General features: G+C 63.5%; 20 protein-coding genes and 1 riboswitch. Of the genes, 8 read left to right on the forward strand and 12 right to left on the reverse strand.

What is annotated here, in order from left to right; translation table 11 throughout:
* Nucleotides 1-585: hypothetical protein (locus IV498_RS17085; RefSeq protein ID WP_269048289.1), on the forward strand; the 585-nt coding region annotated here is incomplete at its 5' end.
* A gap of 80 nt (nt 586-665) precedes the next feature.
* Nucleotides 666-2,108, forward strand: a complete 1,443-nt coding sequence (locus IV498_RS17090; protein WP_269048290.1) for a glucose-6-phosphate dehydrogenase — start codon at nt 666-668, stop codon at nt 2,106-2,108.
* A 25-nt stretch (nt 2,109-2,133) separates the two neighbouring features.
* On the opposite strand, the gene IV498_RS17095 is transcribed toward IV498_RS17090, so the two are convergent.
* Nucleotides 2,134-2,886, reverse strand: coding sequence for a GrpB family protein (locus IV498_RS17095; protein ID WP_269048291.1), 753 nt, complete (start codon nt 2,884-2,886; stop codon nt 2,134-2,136).
* 242 nt (nt 2,887-3,128) lie between these two features.
* Here IV498_RS17095 and IV498_RS17100 point away from each other — a divergent pair, with 242 nt between their 5' ends.
* From IV498_RS17100 to IV498_RS17110, 3 genes are read left to right on the forward strand one after another with little or no spacing between them, the layout of a single operon-like run.
* Complete coding sequence (locus IV498_RS17100) at nt 3,129-3,464, forward strand: ArsR/SmtB family transcription factor (protein WP_269048292.1); 336 nt, start codon at nt 3,129-3,131, stop codon at nt 3,462-3,464.
* Nucleotide 3,465: 1 nt separating this feature from the next.
* Complete coding sequence (locus IV498_RS17105; RefSeq protein WP_269048293.1) at nt 3,466-4,113, forward strand: dihydrofolate reductase family protein; 648 nt, start codon at nt 3,466-3,468, stop codon at nt 4,111-4,113.
* Nucleotides 4,114-4,122: 9 nt separating this feature from the next.
* The gene (locus IV498_RS17110; RefSeq protein WP_269048294.1) at nt 4,123-4,584 is read left to right on the forward strand and encodes an SRPBCC domain-containing protein; all 462 of its coding nucleotides are present in this window, start codon (nt 4,123-4,125) and stop codon (nt 4,582-4,584) included.
* A 101-nt stretch (nt 4,585-4,685) separates the two neighbouring features.
* Here IV498_RS17110 and IV498_RS17115 read toward each other — a convergent pair whose 3' ends face one another.
* The 11 genes from IV498_RS17115 to IV498_RS17165 form a co-directional block, all read right to left on the reverse strand.
* Nucleotides 4,686-5,345 (reverse strand): GrpB family protein, encoded by a 660-nt coding sequence (locus IV498_RS17115; RefSeq protein ID WP_269048295.1) that lies wholly within the window; start codon nt 5,343-5,345, stop codon nt 4,686-4,688.
* 78 nt (nt 5,346-5,423) lie between these two features.
* Complete coding sequence (locus IV498_RS17120; protein ID WP_269048296.1) at nt 5,424-5,687, reverse strand: hypothetical protein; 264 nt, start codon at nt 5,685-5,687, stop codon at nt 5,424-5,426.
* Nucleotides 5,688-6,214: 527 nt separating this feature from the next.
* On the reverse strand, nt 6,215-7,471 hold the full coding sequence (locus tag IV498_RS17125) for an RNA polymerase sigma factor (protein ID WP_269048297.1): 1,257 nt from the start codon (nt 7,469-7,471) through the stop codon (nt 6,215-6,217).
* Nucleotides 7,472-7,474: 3 nt separating this feature from the next.
* The gene (locus tag IV498_RS17130; protein ID WP_269048298.1) at nt 7,475-7,876 is read right to left on the reverse strand and encodes a YciI family protein; all 402 of its coding nucleotides are present in this window, start codon (nt 7,874-7,876) and stop codon (nt 7,475-7,477) included.
* A 276-nt stretch (nt 7,877-8,152) separates the two neighbouring features.
* On the reverse strand, nt 8,153-9,388 hold the full coding sequence (locus tag IV498_RS17135) for an RNA polymerase sigma factor (RefSeq protein ID WP_269048299.1): 1,236 nt from the start codon (nt 9,386-9,388) through the stop codon (nt 8,153-8,155).
* 41 nt (nt 9,389-9,429) lie between these two features.
* Entirely contained in the window at nt 9,430-9,855 is a 426-nt protein-coding gene (locus IV498_RS17140) for a YciI family protein (RefSeq protein WP_269048300.1), read from the reverse strand.
* A 259-nt stretch (nt 9,856-10,114) separates the two neighbouring features.
* Complete coding sequence (locus IV498_RS17145) at nt 10,115-10,510, reverse strand: VOC family protein (protein WP_269048301.1); 396 nt, start codon at nt 10,508-10,510, stop codon at nt 10,115-10,117.
* A 78-nt stretch (nt 10,511-10,588) separates the two neighbouring features.
* Nucleotides 10,589-10,948 carry a hypothetical protein gene (locus IV498_RS17150; protein WP_269048302.1) on the reverse strand — a complete coding sequence of 120 codons (360 nt, stop codon included), beginning with the start codon at nt 10,946-10,948 and terminating at the stop codon, nt 10,589-10,591.
* 224 nt (nt 10,949-11,172) lie between these two features.
* A complete protein-coding gene (locus IV498_RS17155) occupies nt 11,173-11,598 on the reverse strand; it encodes an Hpt domain-containing protein (RefSeq protein WP_269048303.1) in 426 nt (141 codons plus the stop codon).
* Entirely contained in the window at nt 11,567-12,223 is a 657-nt protein-coding gene (locus tag IV498_RS17160; RefSeq protein ID WP_269048304.1) for a signal peptidase I, read from the reverse strand. Before IV498_RS17160 ends, IV498_RS17155 begins: the two co-directional genes overlap by 32 nt.
* A 75-nt stretch (nt 12,224-12,298) precedes the next feature.
* Nucleotides 12,299-12,913: a TasA family protein gene (locus IV498_RS17165; protein WP_269048305.1), complete on the reverse strand. Its 615-nt coding sequence runs from the start codon at nt 12,911-12,913 to the stop codon at nt 12,299-12,301.
* A gap of 280 nt (nt 12,914-13,193) precedes the next feature.
* On the opposite strand from IV498_RS17165, the gene IV498_RS17170 reads away from it, so the two are divergent.
* From IV498_RS17170 to IV498_RS17180, 3 genes are all read left to right on the forward strand, one after another.
* Complete coding sequence (locus IV498_RS17170; RefSeq protein ID WP_269048306.1) at nt 13,194-13,709, forward strand: sigma-70 family RNA polymerase sigma factor; 516 nt, start codon at nt 13,194-13,196, stop codon at nt 13,707-13,709.
* Nucleotides 13,706-14,497: an anti-sigma factor family protein gene (locus tag IV498_RS17175; protein WP_269048307.1), complete on the forward strand. Its 792-nt coding sequence runs from the start codon at nt 13,706-13,708 to the stop codon at nt 14,495-14,497. Before IV498_RS17170 ends, IV498_RS17175 begins: the two co-directional genes overlap by 4 nt.
* A gap of 183 nt (nt 14,498-14,680) precedes the next feature.
* Nucleotides 14,681-14,862: riboswitch (cyclic di-AMP (ydaO/yuaA leader) on the forward strand.
* A gap of 3 nt (nt 14,863-14,865) precedes the next feature.
* Nucleotides 14,866-15,698: LysM peptidoglycan-binding domain-containing protein (locus IV498_RS17180; protein WP_269048308.1), on the forward strand; the 833-nt coding region annotated here is incomplete at its 3' end.

Raw genomic sequence — 15,698 nt, forward strand, 5'->3', positions numbered from 1 at the left:
GGAGACCATCCAAGGAAGGCGAAAGCACCGACCGACACGGTCGCGCCCCACGAACCAGCAACCCGCACCGATCCAGCCCGGCAGGAACAAAAAGCCGCTACGACACCAAACCCGACGTCAAACCACTACCGACCCACCCACCTAGCAGGGAACGCCGTCGAACAGGCTCGCGACGCGCGCAGTGATCTTAGCGACCTGGCCGCCCAACGGGTCATTGCCCACCGAATCCAGACCAGGACGTTCCGGGGACTGCGCCGCGCAGCCCGGCTGCGCTACCTTGAAGACCGGCTCGACCACCTGGACATGCTGGTGGCTGCCGTCCTGCTGCTCACCTACGCCGCCGCGGAAGGTGCCCGCTCAGACACAGGAGCGAAGCCTGACGGCCTTGCCGGTTTCCTCGTCGCGGCAGCGAACGACGTCGGCACGCTCAGTGCGGTGCTAGCGGAACGTTCACGAGGTAACCACCCCACTGCGCAGCTCTGCGCCAACGTGCCGAAGACGATCTCCGGCTCCGCAGCCGTTCTGGCGCAGACCGTCGCCGACGCCCTGGCGGCACTCGCCGCATCCAAGCCCCACCCCGTCTAGCCGCCTCATCGGCGGCCGGTCTAGCATGGAAAACCGGCTCATCAGATACATGGCCCACCAGCTACCAGGACGGCGGAAACATGAACTCCTCGAAGAACCCACAGCAGAACGGCCACGAGATAAAGACCTTGATGATTCTGGGTGCCTCGGGCGACCTCACAGCGAGGCTCCTGTTGCCCGGACTGGCCAGCCTGCTCTCCCAGGGCGGCGCCAAAGGACTCAAGCTAGTGGGTGCCGGCTATGACGAATGGTGGCAGGAGAAGTGGCGCGGCCAGGTCCAGAAGTCCTTTAGCGCCAGTTCGGGAGGGGAAAATGCCGCCAACGGCGCGGCCAGCGAAGAGGCACTGGAGGAGATCGCGAAGAACAGCATCTACCACTGCGTGGACGTCACTGCGGAGGGGGAGCTCGCGAAAGTTCTGAAATCCGTGAAGCAACCGGTCGCCGTCTACTTTGCGCTGCCCCCCTCCATCACCGAGAAGGCTTGCGACCTGCTCACCCCGGACGATCTCCCGGAACACACCCGGTTCGTGATGGAAAAGCCGTTCGGCTCCGGGCAGGAATCGGCCCGGAAGCTGAACAAGACGTTAGCGGCGCTGCTGCCGGAGAACCACATTTACCGCGTGGATCACTTTCGCGGCACCGGAACCGTCCTCAACATCCTGGGGCTGCGGTTCGCAAACCACTTCCTTGAGCCGGTGTGGAATTCCCGGCACATCGAAAAGGTGGAGATCTACTTCGACGAAAACATCACCCTGGAAGGCCGCGCTGGCTTCTACGATTCCACCGGCGCCTTGCGGGACATGATGCAAAGCCATCTGCTGCAGATTATGTCCTTTATCGCCCTGGACGAGCCCGCTACCCTGGCCGAACAGGACGTAAGGGACCGGATCGCGGCAGTCCTGCGCGCGGCCGAAGTGGGCCCGGACTATTCCAAAACCACTCGCCGAGCCCGGTACACGGCCGGAAAGATCGGTGACCGAAAGGTTCCCAACTACGTGGACGAACCCGGGGTGGACGGCCAGAACAACACCGAGACCCTCGCCGAGATCGAGGTCCACATCAACAACTCGCGGTGGACCGGGGTCCCCTTCATCCTGCGCTCCGGCAAATCACTCGCCAAGAACAAGATGGAAGCCATTGTCACGTTCAAGCCGCTCCCCCATCTGCCCACCGGTTTCACCGGAACGGAAACAGCGACCCGGATCCGGATGGGGCTGGGCCCGGCGAAATTGCAGCTCGACATCGATGTCAACGGTCCCGGGGACATCTACAGCCTGGACCGCGCCGAACTTAAGGCCGAGCTCAATGACACCGATCTACTCCCCTACGGTGAAGTGCTCAAGGCCGTGCTGACGGACCAAGCCATGTTCTTTGTCCGCGGCGACACCGCCGTGGAGTGCTGGCGGATCATCGAACCGGTGGTCGAGGCCTGGGCCAACAATGACGTGCCGATCGAGGAGTACCCTGCGGGTTCCAACGGTCCGGAAGATTGGGAAACCTCCCGCGAGGACACGCCGTTGTAGACGCTGAGCCGGTTGGCCGTGCGGACTAATCCCACTCGGTCAACGGGCTCAGGACGTCTCCGACCAGGCTCCACGCCAGGCGTTCGCCTCGGACTCGCGCGGCGGGGGGTGTGCCTTCCAATATTGCCCCTAAGCCTTGACTAGCCCCATTTGCGACAAACGCTCGATGGTAGATCTCCCGTATGACCACTTCCTTGCGGGCGTTGTACTGCATGGAGTGTTCCCCGGCGTCCCGAGCCAAGGCCGCCGCCTCACGCTTTGTTTCCGCGTAAAGATTGCGATCGCTTGGGTTCGCGCGGAGCCAGTCGCGGAAGATTCGATGTTTCACAACCTCTGGACTGTCATAGCCGAAAACGTGTAGATGGCAGGTTGGGTCCAGATGGCGCAGGACGCGATGCCCGAACCACCATGGTTCGCGAACTCTTAGCTCGAATCCCATGCGTTCGAGTGCTGGGATGTACGCCAGCTCCTCGTTTGGGTCCGCGACGATCAGGTCGATGTCGATGATGGGCTTAGCCGGGAGCCCTCGAACGGCAGTCGAACCAACATGCTCGATCACCAACGCGCGCCAGCCCAACGCACCTTGGACCCGCTCAGCGAGTAGTTCGAACCGCTCCGGCCACACTTCGCTCCAATCGACTACCTCAACATGCTGTGAAGGGCCGGCACCGGGAACGTAGGGAGATTGCCCTTCAGGGACAGGTGGCTCGTGAAAGTTAATGATGTCGTTGCGGTATGGCATGCCATTATTCTCGCTGATCCAGATTGCGGTAGGCACTGCACTTGTTGATGTGGATACGACCGACCTTGATACGCAGAGGTGCCAGCAATGATCTAACTATCGTTATTTATGCGACAGATTACATAACGGGCAACTCCCCCGCGTTCGATCGATTGTTGCCCTGACCGTTGTACGTCGCATTTCCTCGGGTGAGCTCAGCTGGAGAGCTCTCTCATGCCGGTCAATCGCCTGGCGTGGGCGGGTTGACGATTCCCTGTCGTTCAACAATAGTTAGGTATATGCCTAGGTATTACGACGAGCTCGACGCCGTGCTTCGCGTTCTTGCGGATCCTACGCGCCGGGCCATCGTTGAACGGTTGGTGAAGTCACCGGCCGTGGTGTCCGAACTCGCGGAACCGTTCTCGATGGCGTTGCCGTCGCTCATGCAGCACCTGCGCGTCCTCGAGAACGCGGGTCTGGTCACGTCGCAGAAGCACGGGCGCGTCCGCACCGTGAGCCTGCGACCGGGCGCCCTCGACGTACTGCACCTGTGGCTCGGCGAGCAGCGAACCCCCGCAGAACGCCAAGCCGACCGGCTCGGCATCCACCTGATTCGATACCCCAAGGAGACCTGACATGACCCGCGTTCGCATCGACCTGTTTACCTCGCTGGACGGCTACACCTCGACGACCGACCACTCCCCCGAAAATCCGATGGGTGAGGACTGGGGGCGCCTCACGGCGGCCTATATCGCGACCCGCACGTTTCAAGAGCGCGTCTTCGGCGACACCAACGGCATCGGCACGACCGGGATCGACGACTCCTACGCCGCCGCGTTCTCCGAGGGCGTCGGCGCCGAGATCATGGGGGCGACAATGTTTGGCCTGCACTCGTTCCCCGACGATCCGGACTGGAAGGGCTGGTGGGGTGACCAGCCGCCGTTTGGCACTCCGGTCTACGTCCTCACCCACACCTCACCGCGTCCGTCGATCCCGATGCAGGGAGGAACGACGTTCCACTTCCGCAGCGGCGCAATCGAGGACGTGCTCGCCGAGGCGACCAAGGCCGCGGGCGGCCTGGACGTGCGCGTCGGCGGTGGAGTCGGCACGGCGCGCGACTTCCTGCGCGCCGGCCTGGTCGACCAGTTGCACCTCATGGTCGCCCCGATTCTCCTCGGCCGGGGAAATCGGCTGTGGGACGACCTGCCCGGCCTCGACCTCACCCACAGGGTGAGGACGGAAGTGGCCGAGAGCGGCACGACCCACGTCACCTTCACGCGATAGGACGCCCACATGACGATCGAACGCCGACTCGCCCGCGCCGAGTTCACCCTGAACCGCGACTACCCCGTTCCCCTCGAGCGCGTCTGGGAGGCGTTCGCCGACGAGGAGCAGAAGCTTCGCTGGTTCGGCGGCGGCGAAACCGTTGAGCACGGTGAGTGGGCGTTCGACTTCCGTGTCGGTGGACGCGACGTCGACGAGGGGACGTTTCACGGCGGTCCCGTCTCGCGGTACGAGGCCACGTACACAGACATCGTCGAGCACGTCCGCATCGTCACGACATACGACATGTGGCTCGACGGGGTCCACATGTCGACGTCAGTGGCGTCGTTCGAGTTCGAACTGATCGAGGAGGGCGCCCGGTTCACGCACGCCGAGCACGGCGTCTTCTTCGACCAATTCTGGGCCGACGGGCCGAACCGCGAGGAAGGTAGCCGTGGCCTGCTCGATGCTCTGGGAAACTACCTCGCGTGATGCACCTCCCGCGGGCCGATTTCGTGGCCCATGTGGTTGCTGGGCCACCGCTCAAGGGTCAAATAGTAGGAAAACGAATAACGCGCATCGGCAGTAGTCGATCACAGAGCTTCATCGGACTGCAAAGGACGCGCCCCTCCAATCTCGTCCCGAGCTGTAACTAAGCCCATGGTGACAAACGCTCGATGATAAATCCCCCGGATGACCTTTTCCTTTCGAGCGTTGTACTGCATGGAGTGTTCGCCAGCATTCCGAGCCAGGGTTGCCGCCTCGCCCTTTGTGTTTGCGTAAAGGTCGCGATCGTTTGAGTTTGCGCGGAGCCAGTTCCGAAAGATTCGATGCTTCACAACCTCTGGGCTGTCATAGCCGAAAACGTGCAGATGGCAGGTCGGCTCGGAGTGGCGCAGTAGGCGATGCCCGAACCACCAAGGTTCACGAACTCTTAGTTCAAAACCTGCGCCCTCGAGCGCGGGCACGTAAGACGGTTCATCGTTCGGGTCGGCTACGATCAGATCGATATCGATGATGGGCTTAGCCGGGAGCCCGCGAACCGCAGTCGAACCAACATGCTCGATCTCCAACGCGCGCCATCCCAACGCAGCTTGGATCTTCTTGGCCAGCAGGTCGAACGACTCTGGCCATACTTCATTTGAATCGGCTATCTCGACATACTGAGAGGGGCCTGCACCGGGCACGTACGGAGACTTCCCGTCAGGAACAGGCGGTTCATGAAAGGTGATGATTTCGTCGCGGAATGGCATACCGCTATTGTCGCTGACACACGCGGCAGTATGGCCGCACCCGACCAGCAGCCCGGCGCTTTGGGCCTGGCGCTCTTGTCACTTCACCATAATGGTTGCCCAGTAGCCGGCACAGGATGCCCCGTCTTCGCAGTTGTCGTAAGGGCTGCCGGTGACAATGAGGTAGGCCGTCCCGGGCGGAAATTCAGCTGAAATCGGGATCTTTGCACTGAATAAGCCGTCCGGGTCGACACCTGCGGTAACCGGCGGTGCGGTGACGCCATCGTTGGAGAGCGAGATGGTGTAGGCATGGCCGGCTGGATAGCCCAGAGCGCACGCCGCGGCGTCGCTGGAAAGGGTCACGGAGGATCCTGCGGAAGCGATCGACGGCGACACGCTGAGTGCGGCGGGCAGGCAGCGCGATGTCGAGTTGCAACCGGCAAGGCAAAAAGTTCCCAGGCCCACAGCCGCGAGCACACTGAGCGCTGTCAATCGATGGATCAGAAATCCTCCGAACCGGGCTCAGCTCGAATGAGTGGACTGCCAGCCGCGCCGCACTTCCACGGTGCACCCGGCGACGAGCCGGTGGGTGGGCCATCGAGAGTGAGCTTCACATCGAACCTTACCAGGAGATCGTTCGGCTCACTGTCACGCACGAGAATCTGGCCGACCAGGCTTCGCTCGACCTCGTCTCGAGTGGATGGCCGGCCATGATGGCGAATCTCAAGTCGCTTCTGGAGACCGGCCATGTTCTCCCGCAGGCGCCTTGGACGATGGACGCGGATCTCCGCGCAGCGCAAATGGCGAAAACCGACCCCCCTTAAACGTTCAGCCGGCCCCGCTCCCCTGTGGCCGGCGGACTGCGAGATCCAAGCTCCGGCGTGTTTCCCTTATCCCGATCCAGGCGGCGCAGCCTCGCCGTTGGTGAGCCGAGCCGCCTGGGTAGCCAAGTAGTAGCGCTCTGCGGTGTTCGCGGTCAGTCCGGCAGAGAGTTCGAACGCGGCGCGGGCCTCGGACAGCCGCCCCAGTCGTTCAAGCAGATGCGCGCGGACAGCGTGGAAGCGGTGGTGATCAGCCAGGGACTTCAAACCGTCCAGCAGCTTCAGTCCGGCTTGCGGACCGGCCACCATACCGACCGCGACCGCCCGGTTGAGGGTGACCATAGGGCTGGGCGTCATGCGTTCAAGCAGCGTGTAGAGGGCCGCGACCTGCGGCCAATCCGTTTCCTCGGCAGCGGAGCCTTCATCGTGCAGCGCCGCTATGGCCGCCTGTACCTGGTAGGGTCCCGCAGCCCCCGCGCCAAGCGCAGCCAGCAACAGCCGACGGCCCTCCGCAATCAACTCCGCGTCCCACAGTCGCCGATCTTGCTCATCCAAGGGCACCAGCCGCCCAGCGTGGTCCGTCCGTGCTGGCCGCCGGGCATGCGTGAGCAGGAGCAGGGCAAGCAAACCTGCTGCCTCAGGATCGGCCGGAGCGGAGTTGACCAGCAGACGGGCGATCCGAATGGCCTCTGCCGCCAGGTCCGGTTGGTCCAGGCCGCAGCTGCGGGAGACGTAGCCCTCGTTGAACATCAGGTAGACCACCGACAAGACGGAATGCATACGCTGCGGACGATCCTGTGGCTCCGGCGGTTCGAAACGCGCGCCGGCAGCACGGATGCGTTGCTTTGCCCGGCTGATACGCTGCCCCATGGTGCGCTCCGGAACGAGGAAGGCGGCCGCTATCTGGGCCGTGGTCAGCCCACCGACGGCGCGCAGCGTCAGGGCAATCGCGGCTGCAGGATTCAGGCACGGGTGAGCGCAGAGCATCAGCAGCTCGACGGTATCGTCCCCTGCGCAAGGACCGGATCCGCCGCGTTCGGCCGCACCGCCGGAGGAGCTTGGGTCGACGACGACGGCGGTCTCACGGTCGCGCCGGGACGCGTCGCTTCGGATTTCGTCGATGAGGCGGCGCTGGGCGACCCGGACCAGCCAGCCTGCCGGGTTTGCGGGAATCCCGGACATCGGCCATGCCTGCACGGCCGCCAGCAGCGCCTCCTGTACGGCATCCTCGGCCGCCGTAAAGTCTCCACAGCAGCGGGCCAAAGCCCCGAGTACCCGCGGCGCGAGCTCACGCAGCAGATACTCGGGAACCTCCGCGGGCGGCATCGCTCAGCTCTCGAGCGCCGGCGCTGCCATCACCTGGCGAACCTCAATGGGTTGCTGGATGGGCACGCCGCCGTTGCCCGGTGCGGTCGACGCCTTCGCCGCAATGTCAAGGGCGCGCTGGGCAGAATCCACGTCCACGATCCAGTAACCGGCCAGGAACTCCTTGGATTCGGCGAAAGGACCGTCCGTGATGACCGGTGCATTGCGCCCGTCCCACGTCACCACCTTGGAGGTCTCCGGCGCGGCCAGGCCTTGGGCGTCCACGAATTCACCGGCCTCGGTGAGCTCCCGATTCAGGCCGTGCATAAACTCAATGTGCGCGGCGATATCCTCCTGCGCCCACTCCCCCATCGGCACGTCGCAGCCTGCGCCGCCCTCATAGTTCATCAGCAACATGTATCGCATTATGTGATCCCTTTCTCGTGGGCGCCGTCGTGGCGCCTCATCCCCTTGTCGAAGCGGGCCGCCTGGTTTCGACTCATTTCGCTTGTTCATTCAATTTCCGCCGTACGGCATCGCCTTGTTCCTGATCAGCCAGGCGCGGGTCGAGGACTTCAGCTTCGACCACCAGTGCTCGATGTTCATGCCCAAGTGTGGCACCGAGGCAAGAAAAATGCAGGGCAGGCAGCAGTTCCTGTGGACACGCCAGCGGGAGACCTCTGGTCGACACAGGAGCGGCGGTCAGAGGGTCTGAGCTTTGGCGCGCAGTACCGCGCTTTCGCGTTCGTTCGCCGCCAAGCCGGCCGCGGCAATCAGCTCCGACCTGGCTTCCTCGGTTCGGTCAAGCCGCAGCAGCAGTTCGCCGCGTACGCTCGGCAGCAGGTGCGATCCGCGCAGCTTGCCCTCTGAGACGAGGCGGTCGACGATCTGGAGTGCATTCGCCGGGCCGGTCGCCATGGACACAGCAACCGCGCGGTTGAGGTCGACGACGGGACTCGGCGCGAGCCGGCCGAGCGCTTCATAGAGCAGGACGATGCGTGCCCAGTCGGTCTCCCCCAGACTTGGGGCGGTGGCGTGGCATTGAGCGATTGCCGCCTGCAGCCCGTAGTTGCCCCGGCCGCGGCGCACCGCGTCCGCCCGTGCGAGCGCAGCGAGACCACGGCCGATCTGCGCGCGGTCCCAACGGGACCGGTCCTGATCGGCGAGCAGGACCGGGGTCCCATTTCGATCGACACGGGCGGCGAACCGCGACCCCTGGAACTCCATCAGGGCGAGAAGGCCGTTCACCTCGGGCTCCCGCGGCAGCAGACCCGCGAGCACCCTGCCCAGTCGCAGCGCTTCGTTGGCCAACTCGGAGCGGATCCAACTGTCGCCGGAGGTGGCGGAATAACCTTCGGTGAAAATCAAGTAGATGACGGCAAGCACTGCGGCCAGGCGCGCCGTCCACTCGTTCGGTTCCGGTGCCTCGAACGGCACCCGCGCGGCCGAGAGAGTCTTCTTGGCCCGCACTATGCGCTGCTGCGCGGTGGCCGTCGGCACCAGCAGCAGCCGGGCGATTTCGTTGCTGCTGAGACCGCCCACGATCCGCAGGGTCAGCGCCACCTGCGCCTCCCGCGAAAGCACAGGATGGCAGGCAGTGAAGACGAGCCGGAGTACGTCGTCGTCGATCGGCCGCCAGTCGTCGTCGGCCGCTTCCTGGAGATCCTGAGCCAATGCCCGGTAGCGCTCGTCGAGCCGCCCGCGGCGGCGCCAACCGTCAATTGCCTTGCGTTTGGCAACGGCCGTGAGCCAGGCGCCCGCGTTCTGCGGGACGCCCGACTCCGGCCACGCCGTGAGCGCGTCAACGACGGCCTCCTGCGCCAGATCCTCAGCGAGGCCGACGTCGCCGGTCATCTTGGCAAGCGTCGCTACTATGCGCGCGCTTTCGATCCGCCAAACAGCGTCGACAATGCGCTCAATGTCTGGGGAGGAGGACACCGGATGCTCTCTGACTATCGCTCAGTATCACCGGAAGTCGCTCAGGACTGGCCGAGCTCCTCGCGCATGCCTTCCTCTTTGCGCAGGTATTCATTGTCCGAGAACTCGCCGAAGTCGCTCATCTCAGTCACCCGGCGTACTTCGAGTTTGCTGCCGGGACCCAGGGGACAGCGGCTCGCCCACTCGACCGCCTCCTCTTTGCCCGCCGTCTGGATGATCCAGAAGCCGTTGAACAGCTCGTGGGTCTCCCCGTAGGGTCCATCTGTGACGATGGGCGTCTCGGCGGAGAAATCGACGACGAAGGCTTCGCTCAGGTCGTCGGCGAGCCCGTCGCCAGCGAGCAGCACCCCGGCCTTCATCAGCGATTCGTTGTACGCACCCATCGCATTGATGATCTGCTCGAAGTCTGCGGCCTCGTAGGCTTTTTTGCCGGCTTCCGTAGCGCGCATGATGAGCATGAACTTCATGGTTATTCTCCTTGATCGTGAGGACGCTGAATGCGTCCTACTAGTGCGTCGAACGGGACAGCGCTGGATCGACAGGCCCGCGGAAAAAGTTTCGGAGAATAAGCGGGCCGCCGCTGGACACGTTGTGCGGAAGGGGAACGACGGCGAAAAGAAGCTCGACCCTTCCCCTGGATAGATAAGCCGAACTTATCCTTCAGCAAGCCACAGGGTCCTCCGCTCCCCCGACCACGACGTGCGCTTTTGAGTGATGTGCCGTCTACTACTCTTTGGAGCTCAGATTCTCGTGCAGACAGAGGATGTTGCCGTCTGGGTCGTTGAACCAGGCGGCCTTTTCCGCACCGAGGACGCACACGTGATCGGTGGTTTTGAGGTCCGGCAAGTCGTAGTCCTCGAATGCCACGCCCCGCTGTTCAAGGTCCCGGATCACCGCGGAGATGTCCTGCACCTCGAAGCTCATTACGGTGTGTTGGGATGGTTTGGCCGCGGGATCCGGCATGAGCCCCAGGGTGGCGGATCCGTGCAGATCGAACATCAGGTTGCCGTCGGCAGCCTGGCCCAGAAACGGCAGGCCGAGCACCTGTTCATAGTATTGCCGGGATCGATCGCCTTCAGCGATGGGGAGGATTGTGGTTGCGGGGCTGGACGAAAGGGACATGACAACCGCCTTGCGGGAGGAAATGGTGCACCAAATTTTACTCTTGACGCCGCCAAAAAGCGCTGTCGGGTCACTTCCTCACCTGCAGCTTAGGACGCCGTTCAACGGTTCTCCCAACCAGGCGGTTGATGCATCCTCGGTCGCTTGGAAGGAACCCCGAATGCTGTAAGTCCAGCTTCCCAGCATGTCCTTCGCGGACCCTTTGGTGGTGAGCGTGGTACCGCTCTGCGCGTTCAAGGCCACCGACAGGACCTGCCCGGTGGGGGTGGTGACAGCCATCGAATAGCGGTTGGCCCATTGGACTTTTCCGTAGCTGCTGACGGTGATCTTCGCTGTCTGGGCAGAATTGCCGGAGGGATTGGAACTGCCCGTGCAGCTGATCGACACGCTGGTGTCGGCGCGCTCGGGGGCTAACAGTTTGGCCGTGGACACAGGCATGGTTACCTGAGTCGTTGCGGTGAACGCGGCACTGGCCATTTGCGGGCACGCAAACCATTCCTGCCACGCACGTGAGGACAAGCGCAAGTCGGCGCCATCGGAAGCAGGAGCGCTTATGAGCCGTGTCGCCAACGGTCTGCATGTCCCGCACGTCCCTTCGGCTCCCGGTGGTGCACATGTCTTAATGGTGCCTGCGTAACCTCAAGACAACCAGCGGCGTAACCTCAAGCTTGGCTCAGGATTGCCGCAGTCTGCACGGGCTGTGCATAGCAGGCGAGAAGCGACTTGATTTCCGGGACCAGAAGGTCAAAGTCTTTGGTGAGGCGCCGCGCGGCCTTGTCCACTTTCTGCTGTTCTGACGCGCGAAGCGCGGTTTCCAATTCGCGGCAGTTCTGCTCCAGCCGACATGCTCCGCTCATGCCGGAACTTACCCTGAGGCTGAGCACCGCATCCATGGACGACTCGGGGTCTCCGCTGAGCACCGCAGCCAATATCCTGGCTATTCGGCTTGGCAGCATTTCCAGATAGCTCGCCATGAAGCTCACAGCCCCGTCCGGACATTCCAGCCCGGCGGCCAACTGATCGAAGCCGGCGGTATCAAGCACAGGTGGTTTGACTTTAGGCATCCGCGTGAGCCGTGCTTCGTCCACCAGTTGGATCCTCGGGACTTTTCTTCCAGATGGACAGCAGCAGGCCAATCACCAGCACCGACGGCGCGCCATACATCAGTGCGGTCCGAAGGGCGGGTTCCCGCAGGGTTCGGATTACCGTGCCAAGGTACGGGATGGTGCCGACATGGCGGAAGACTGTCTGTCCCTGCAGCGTGGCGGTCCAAGGATCGGAGCCGTTGTTGGAATCACCTTTGGTCCGTACCGCGGTGGACCCGTCCAGATTGGCGATCACCTCGATGATCCTGTGGGTTTCAACTCGATGATCCTCTACCGGAATTTGATAAGTAATGATGTCACCTACCTTCAGATCGCCGACGGCGGCAGGAGCGGCGACGACGACGTCACCCGGGTTTATCCCGGGCGACATCGATCCGGTGAGCATGGTGGTGGTCTGATACCCCATGACGCGTGGACCGATGGCCAGCAGCAGGAACAGCGCTGCGGCAATGATCAACAGTATCGTTCCGATGACGGGCATGGCCGGGCCAACAAGTTCCTTCAGCCCACTCGGGGTGCTGACGGCCCGACGACGGCCGGACGCGGCGCGGCGGGGCACCGCGGCGGCGGCCCCGTCCCGGGTTCCGTAAATCGTAAAGCTGGACATCGTGCTTCCTTCGTGACTGTCTGAATGGCTGTCTCGGGAGTGCCGCTCGGTGCCCTCGATCGGGCGCAACCGGCGTTACTTGACGGTGGCTGCGCGCTGCGTTGCGGTGAAGGCGAAGTTGACCGAGGCAGTCTTTCCCTGCCATTCGCCGGGCGCACTATCCGGGAGGGTGGCTGTAACCTTCAAAAAGTCATTTGCTGAAGGGGATGCGGTCTTGGAAATCAGGCCGCTCAGCTCCCGATCCACCCCGATGATCGGACCCGATTTCAGGACCTCAATGGGGTTGGTGCAAGTGAATCCCTTCCCGGTGCCCGCGATGGTCCACGTAGTGGCACATTTTTCAATTTTCAGCTGGAGACCGTTGGCGGTATTCGACGTCATCGGTGACGACGAGGGATCGACGGTGGTTAGCTTCACAGCCCCAAAGTCCTGGTTGCCGGTGTTCTTGATGGTGACGAGACGTTCGATGCTGTCATTAGGAAGCATGCCATCGACCGCAACGGTGAACCCCGTCGCCCCGGCAGCATCGTTGAGGGACATACCGAAAGTGCCATTCGTGACGGAAGCGCTTGCCGAAGTGGACGAGGTCCAGGAACCGTAGGTGCCCAGACCGGCGACAGCGGCGGCGGTGGCAACGAGGCCCACGGAGGCGAGGACTTTACCGGTGGTGGTTTTGAGGCTGAGACCCATGAGAGTAATTCCGTTCGGTGAATCCGGCCCGCTTCCCACGCGAACATCCGGATAGTTTCCCAGCCTCTCCGGCTGACCGTCCTAACTTTCGGGGTTCAACCTCAGCACACTCCCTTGTTTTTCCGAAGAATTCCGTCAAGATTTGCTCAAGGTTTCAGCGGCTTCCCTGTCCGATCCCAGGTGCCTCGACGCAGCCGGAGGCGGTTCACTTTGACTTTGCTCCAGACAATCGTGCTGAACGGAATGGGCGGCAGTACCGTAGTACCAGCGGGAGGTGAAAATGCCTACTGACCAGGAGCACTTAATCCGGCTGCTCCATGATGCCCATGCGTCCGCGTTGTTGCGCTACGTCCTGCGCCTGACGAATGACAGCGCGCTGGAGGAGGATGTGGTTCAGGAGTCATTGTTCCGTGCCTGGCAGCGTCCGGAGGTCCTGGCCAGGCCGGAGCCCGCTGTCAGGGCTTGGCTCTTCACCGTGGCCCGGCACCTGGTCGTGGATGACTGGCGCAGTGCGCGAAAACGCCACGAAGTGGGAACGGCGGAACCCTCCTCGGTGAACGCTGCCGGTGACACCGACAGCACGGACCGCATTCTCCAGCGCTGGCTGGTGTCCGATGCGCTGGCGTCATTGTCCGCCGAGCATCGCGAAGTCCTGCTGCGCGGCTATTACCGGTCCGAATCCACCCGCGAAATTGCCCGGCAGCTGCAGATTCCCGAGGGAACAGTGAAATCGAGAATGCATTATGCGCTCAGGGCCCTCCGGCTGGCACTGCAGGAGAAAGGCGTGACCGAATGATCCGGGAGCAGCAGGACGGCGACAGGTATCGGGACTGGGACGCCGCCTACGTGCTGGGGGCGCTGGTGGCGCAGGATCGTCATGACTTCGAGCTGCATCTGGCCCGGTGTGCGGAATGCAGCGCCTCGGTGGCCGAGCTGGCAGGTCTTCCCGGAATGCTTGCCGGTATTCCGGACGACAGCGCCACGGCGCTGCTGACAGATTCGCCGCTGACAGGCTTGCCGCCGACGGATTCGCCCGACGACAACATGGCGCTGCCGTCTTCGGGCAGCGTTCTGGCCGGACTCGAAACAAAGATCAAGCGGCGCCGGGCGCGCAACGCTGCACTCGCGGCCGCCCTGGCGCTGGGATGCGCCGCCTCGGCCGTCGGTATCACGCTGGCACTGTCCCCCCGGGAAAGTGACGTCCAGGTGCAGCCGGCCGGAACCGAACTGCACTTTACCGCTGTCGGAGCCAGCGCAGTGACGGCGACCGGGACCCTGTCCACCGTGGGCTGGGGCACCCGCATCGACTGGGTCTGCCGCTATGCTCAGCCGCCGTCTTCGTCGTCCCCTTACTCGGGCACGACGACGGCACCGGCCGCCAAAGGCTACCTGCTGGTGGTGACGGACCGTGCCGGCGTTGCGACCGTGGCCGCCAGTTGGACGGCCGGCCCGGACAGTGTTGTTGCACCCTCCGCCACGGTCGCAACGCCGGTGGGGCAGATCCGTTCGGTGGACATCCGCTGGGCCCGAACAGGAAAAACGGCGCTGTTGGCCACTGTCGCGGCTACGGGTTCAGCTGGCTAATGGCGCTGGCCGGCACGGATCGAGGTGTCATGAAACCGCGCCCCGCGAAGGTGCCGAACGTCGTGGGCGGCGGATACGTACCGTGATCGGAATGTGACATCCCCGGCAGCGACAGGTAGGTTTGGGCACTGTGCCGTTCCAACAGTTGACGGCACCCTTGGGTGGATTGCCGAGCTCTGCCGCTGTCCTAAGGTTCCGTTCGCACCATCCGTGCGGCAGAGACGGGGGAACCAACATCGGGCTCCGCGAGAGCCCTAGGGGTTAAGCCGCACAAATTTCCGGGCCAAATTGGGCCGGAGACTGCGTGGCCGGGTGGCTCCCATCCGAATCCGACAGCTCACCCCGCAGGCATTGGGAGAGGTACTCATTTGTCCAGGAATTCTCATACCCCGCGCCACCGAGCCACTCCGGTTCAGGCCCGCCCGCTAACCAAGATCTCTGCGGCCGTCGCCTCCAACGCCGGCCGGATTGGCCGTCCGGTGGCTGCGCTGGCCGCGGTCTCGGCGCTGATGCTGGGGGTGGGAGCGCCCGCCCAGGCTTCGGCCACGGCCAATGGTCCCGCTCCGGCGTCCGCCGCCGGTTCGGTCCGGCCAGCCGCCGGCTCCAGCTATACGATCCAATCCGGTGACACCCTGGGGTCGATCGCCGCCAGCCATGGCGTCAGCCTGACTGACCTTTTTGCCCTGAACTCCTTGGGCGTGAACTCCACCATTTATCCCGGACAAAGCATCAGGATCTCCGGAGCAGCGGACGCGTCGGTCCCCACCGCGTTTGCCGCACCTGCTGTCTACGCGGCGCCCGCACCTGCCGTCTATGCCGCCCCCACCCCTGCGGTATACCGGGCACCTGCCGCCGCGCAGTCGTCAGGTCCGACGGTGAGCCTTGCTTCATCAAGCGTGACCGAGATTCCGGGCACCTCCATCAATGCCGCCATCCTCGCCTCGGCGAAGTCGCAGTTGGGCGCAATCCAGGACTGCACCGTCCTTGGTGAGCGCGCGCTGCGGGCCGCCGGCATCAGCGGGGTTGGTGATGAGTCACCCGAATCACTGATGAGATTCGCTGCTCCGGTAACGAATCCTCAGCCGGGCGACTTCATTTACTACGCAGACGGAGGCATGGGCTTTTCGCATAACGCCATCTACATCGGGGGCGGCATGGCTATCCACAGCGGTTGGAACGGCAGCCAGACAATCGTTTTCAG

This window comes from Paenarthrobacter sp. Z7-10 (assembly GCF_026932795.1).
In the GTDB taxonomy this organism is placed as follows: domain Bacteria; phylum Actinomycetota; class Actinomycetes; order Actinomycetales; family Micrococcaceae; genus Arthrobacter_M.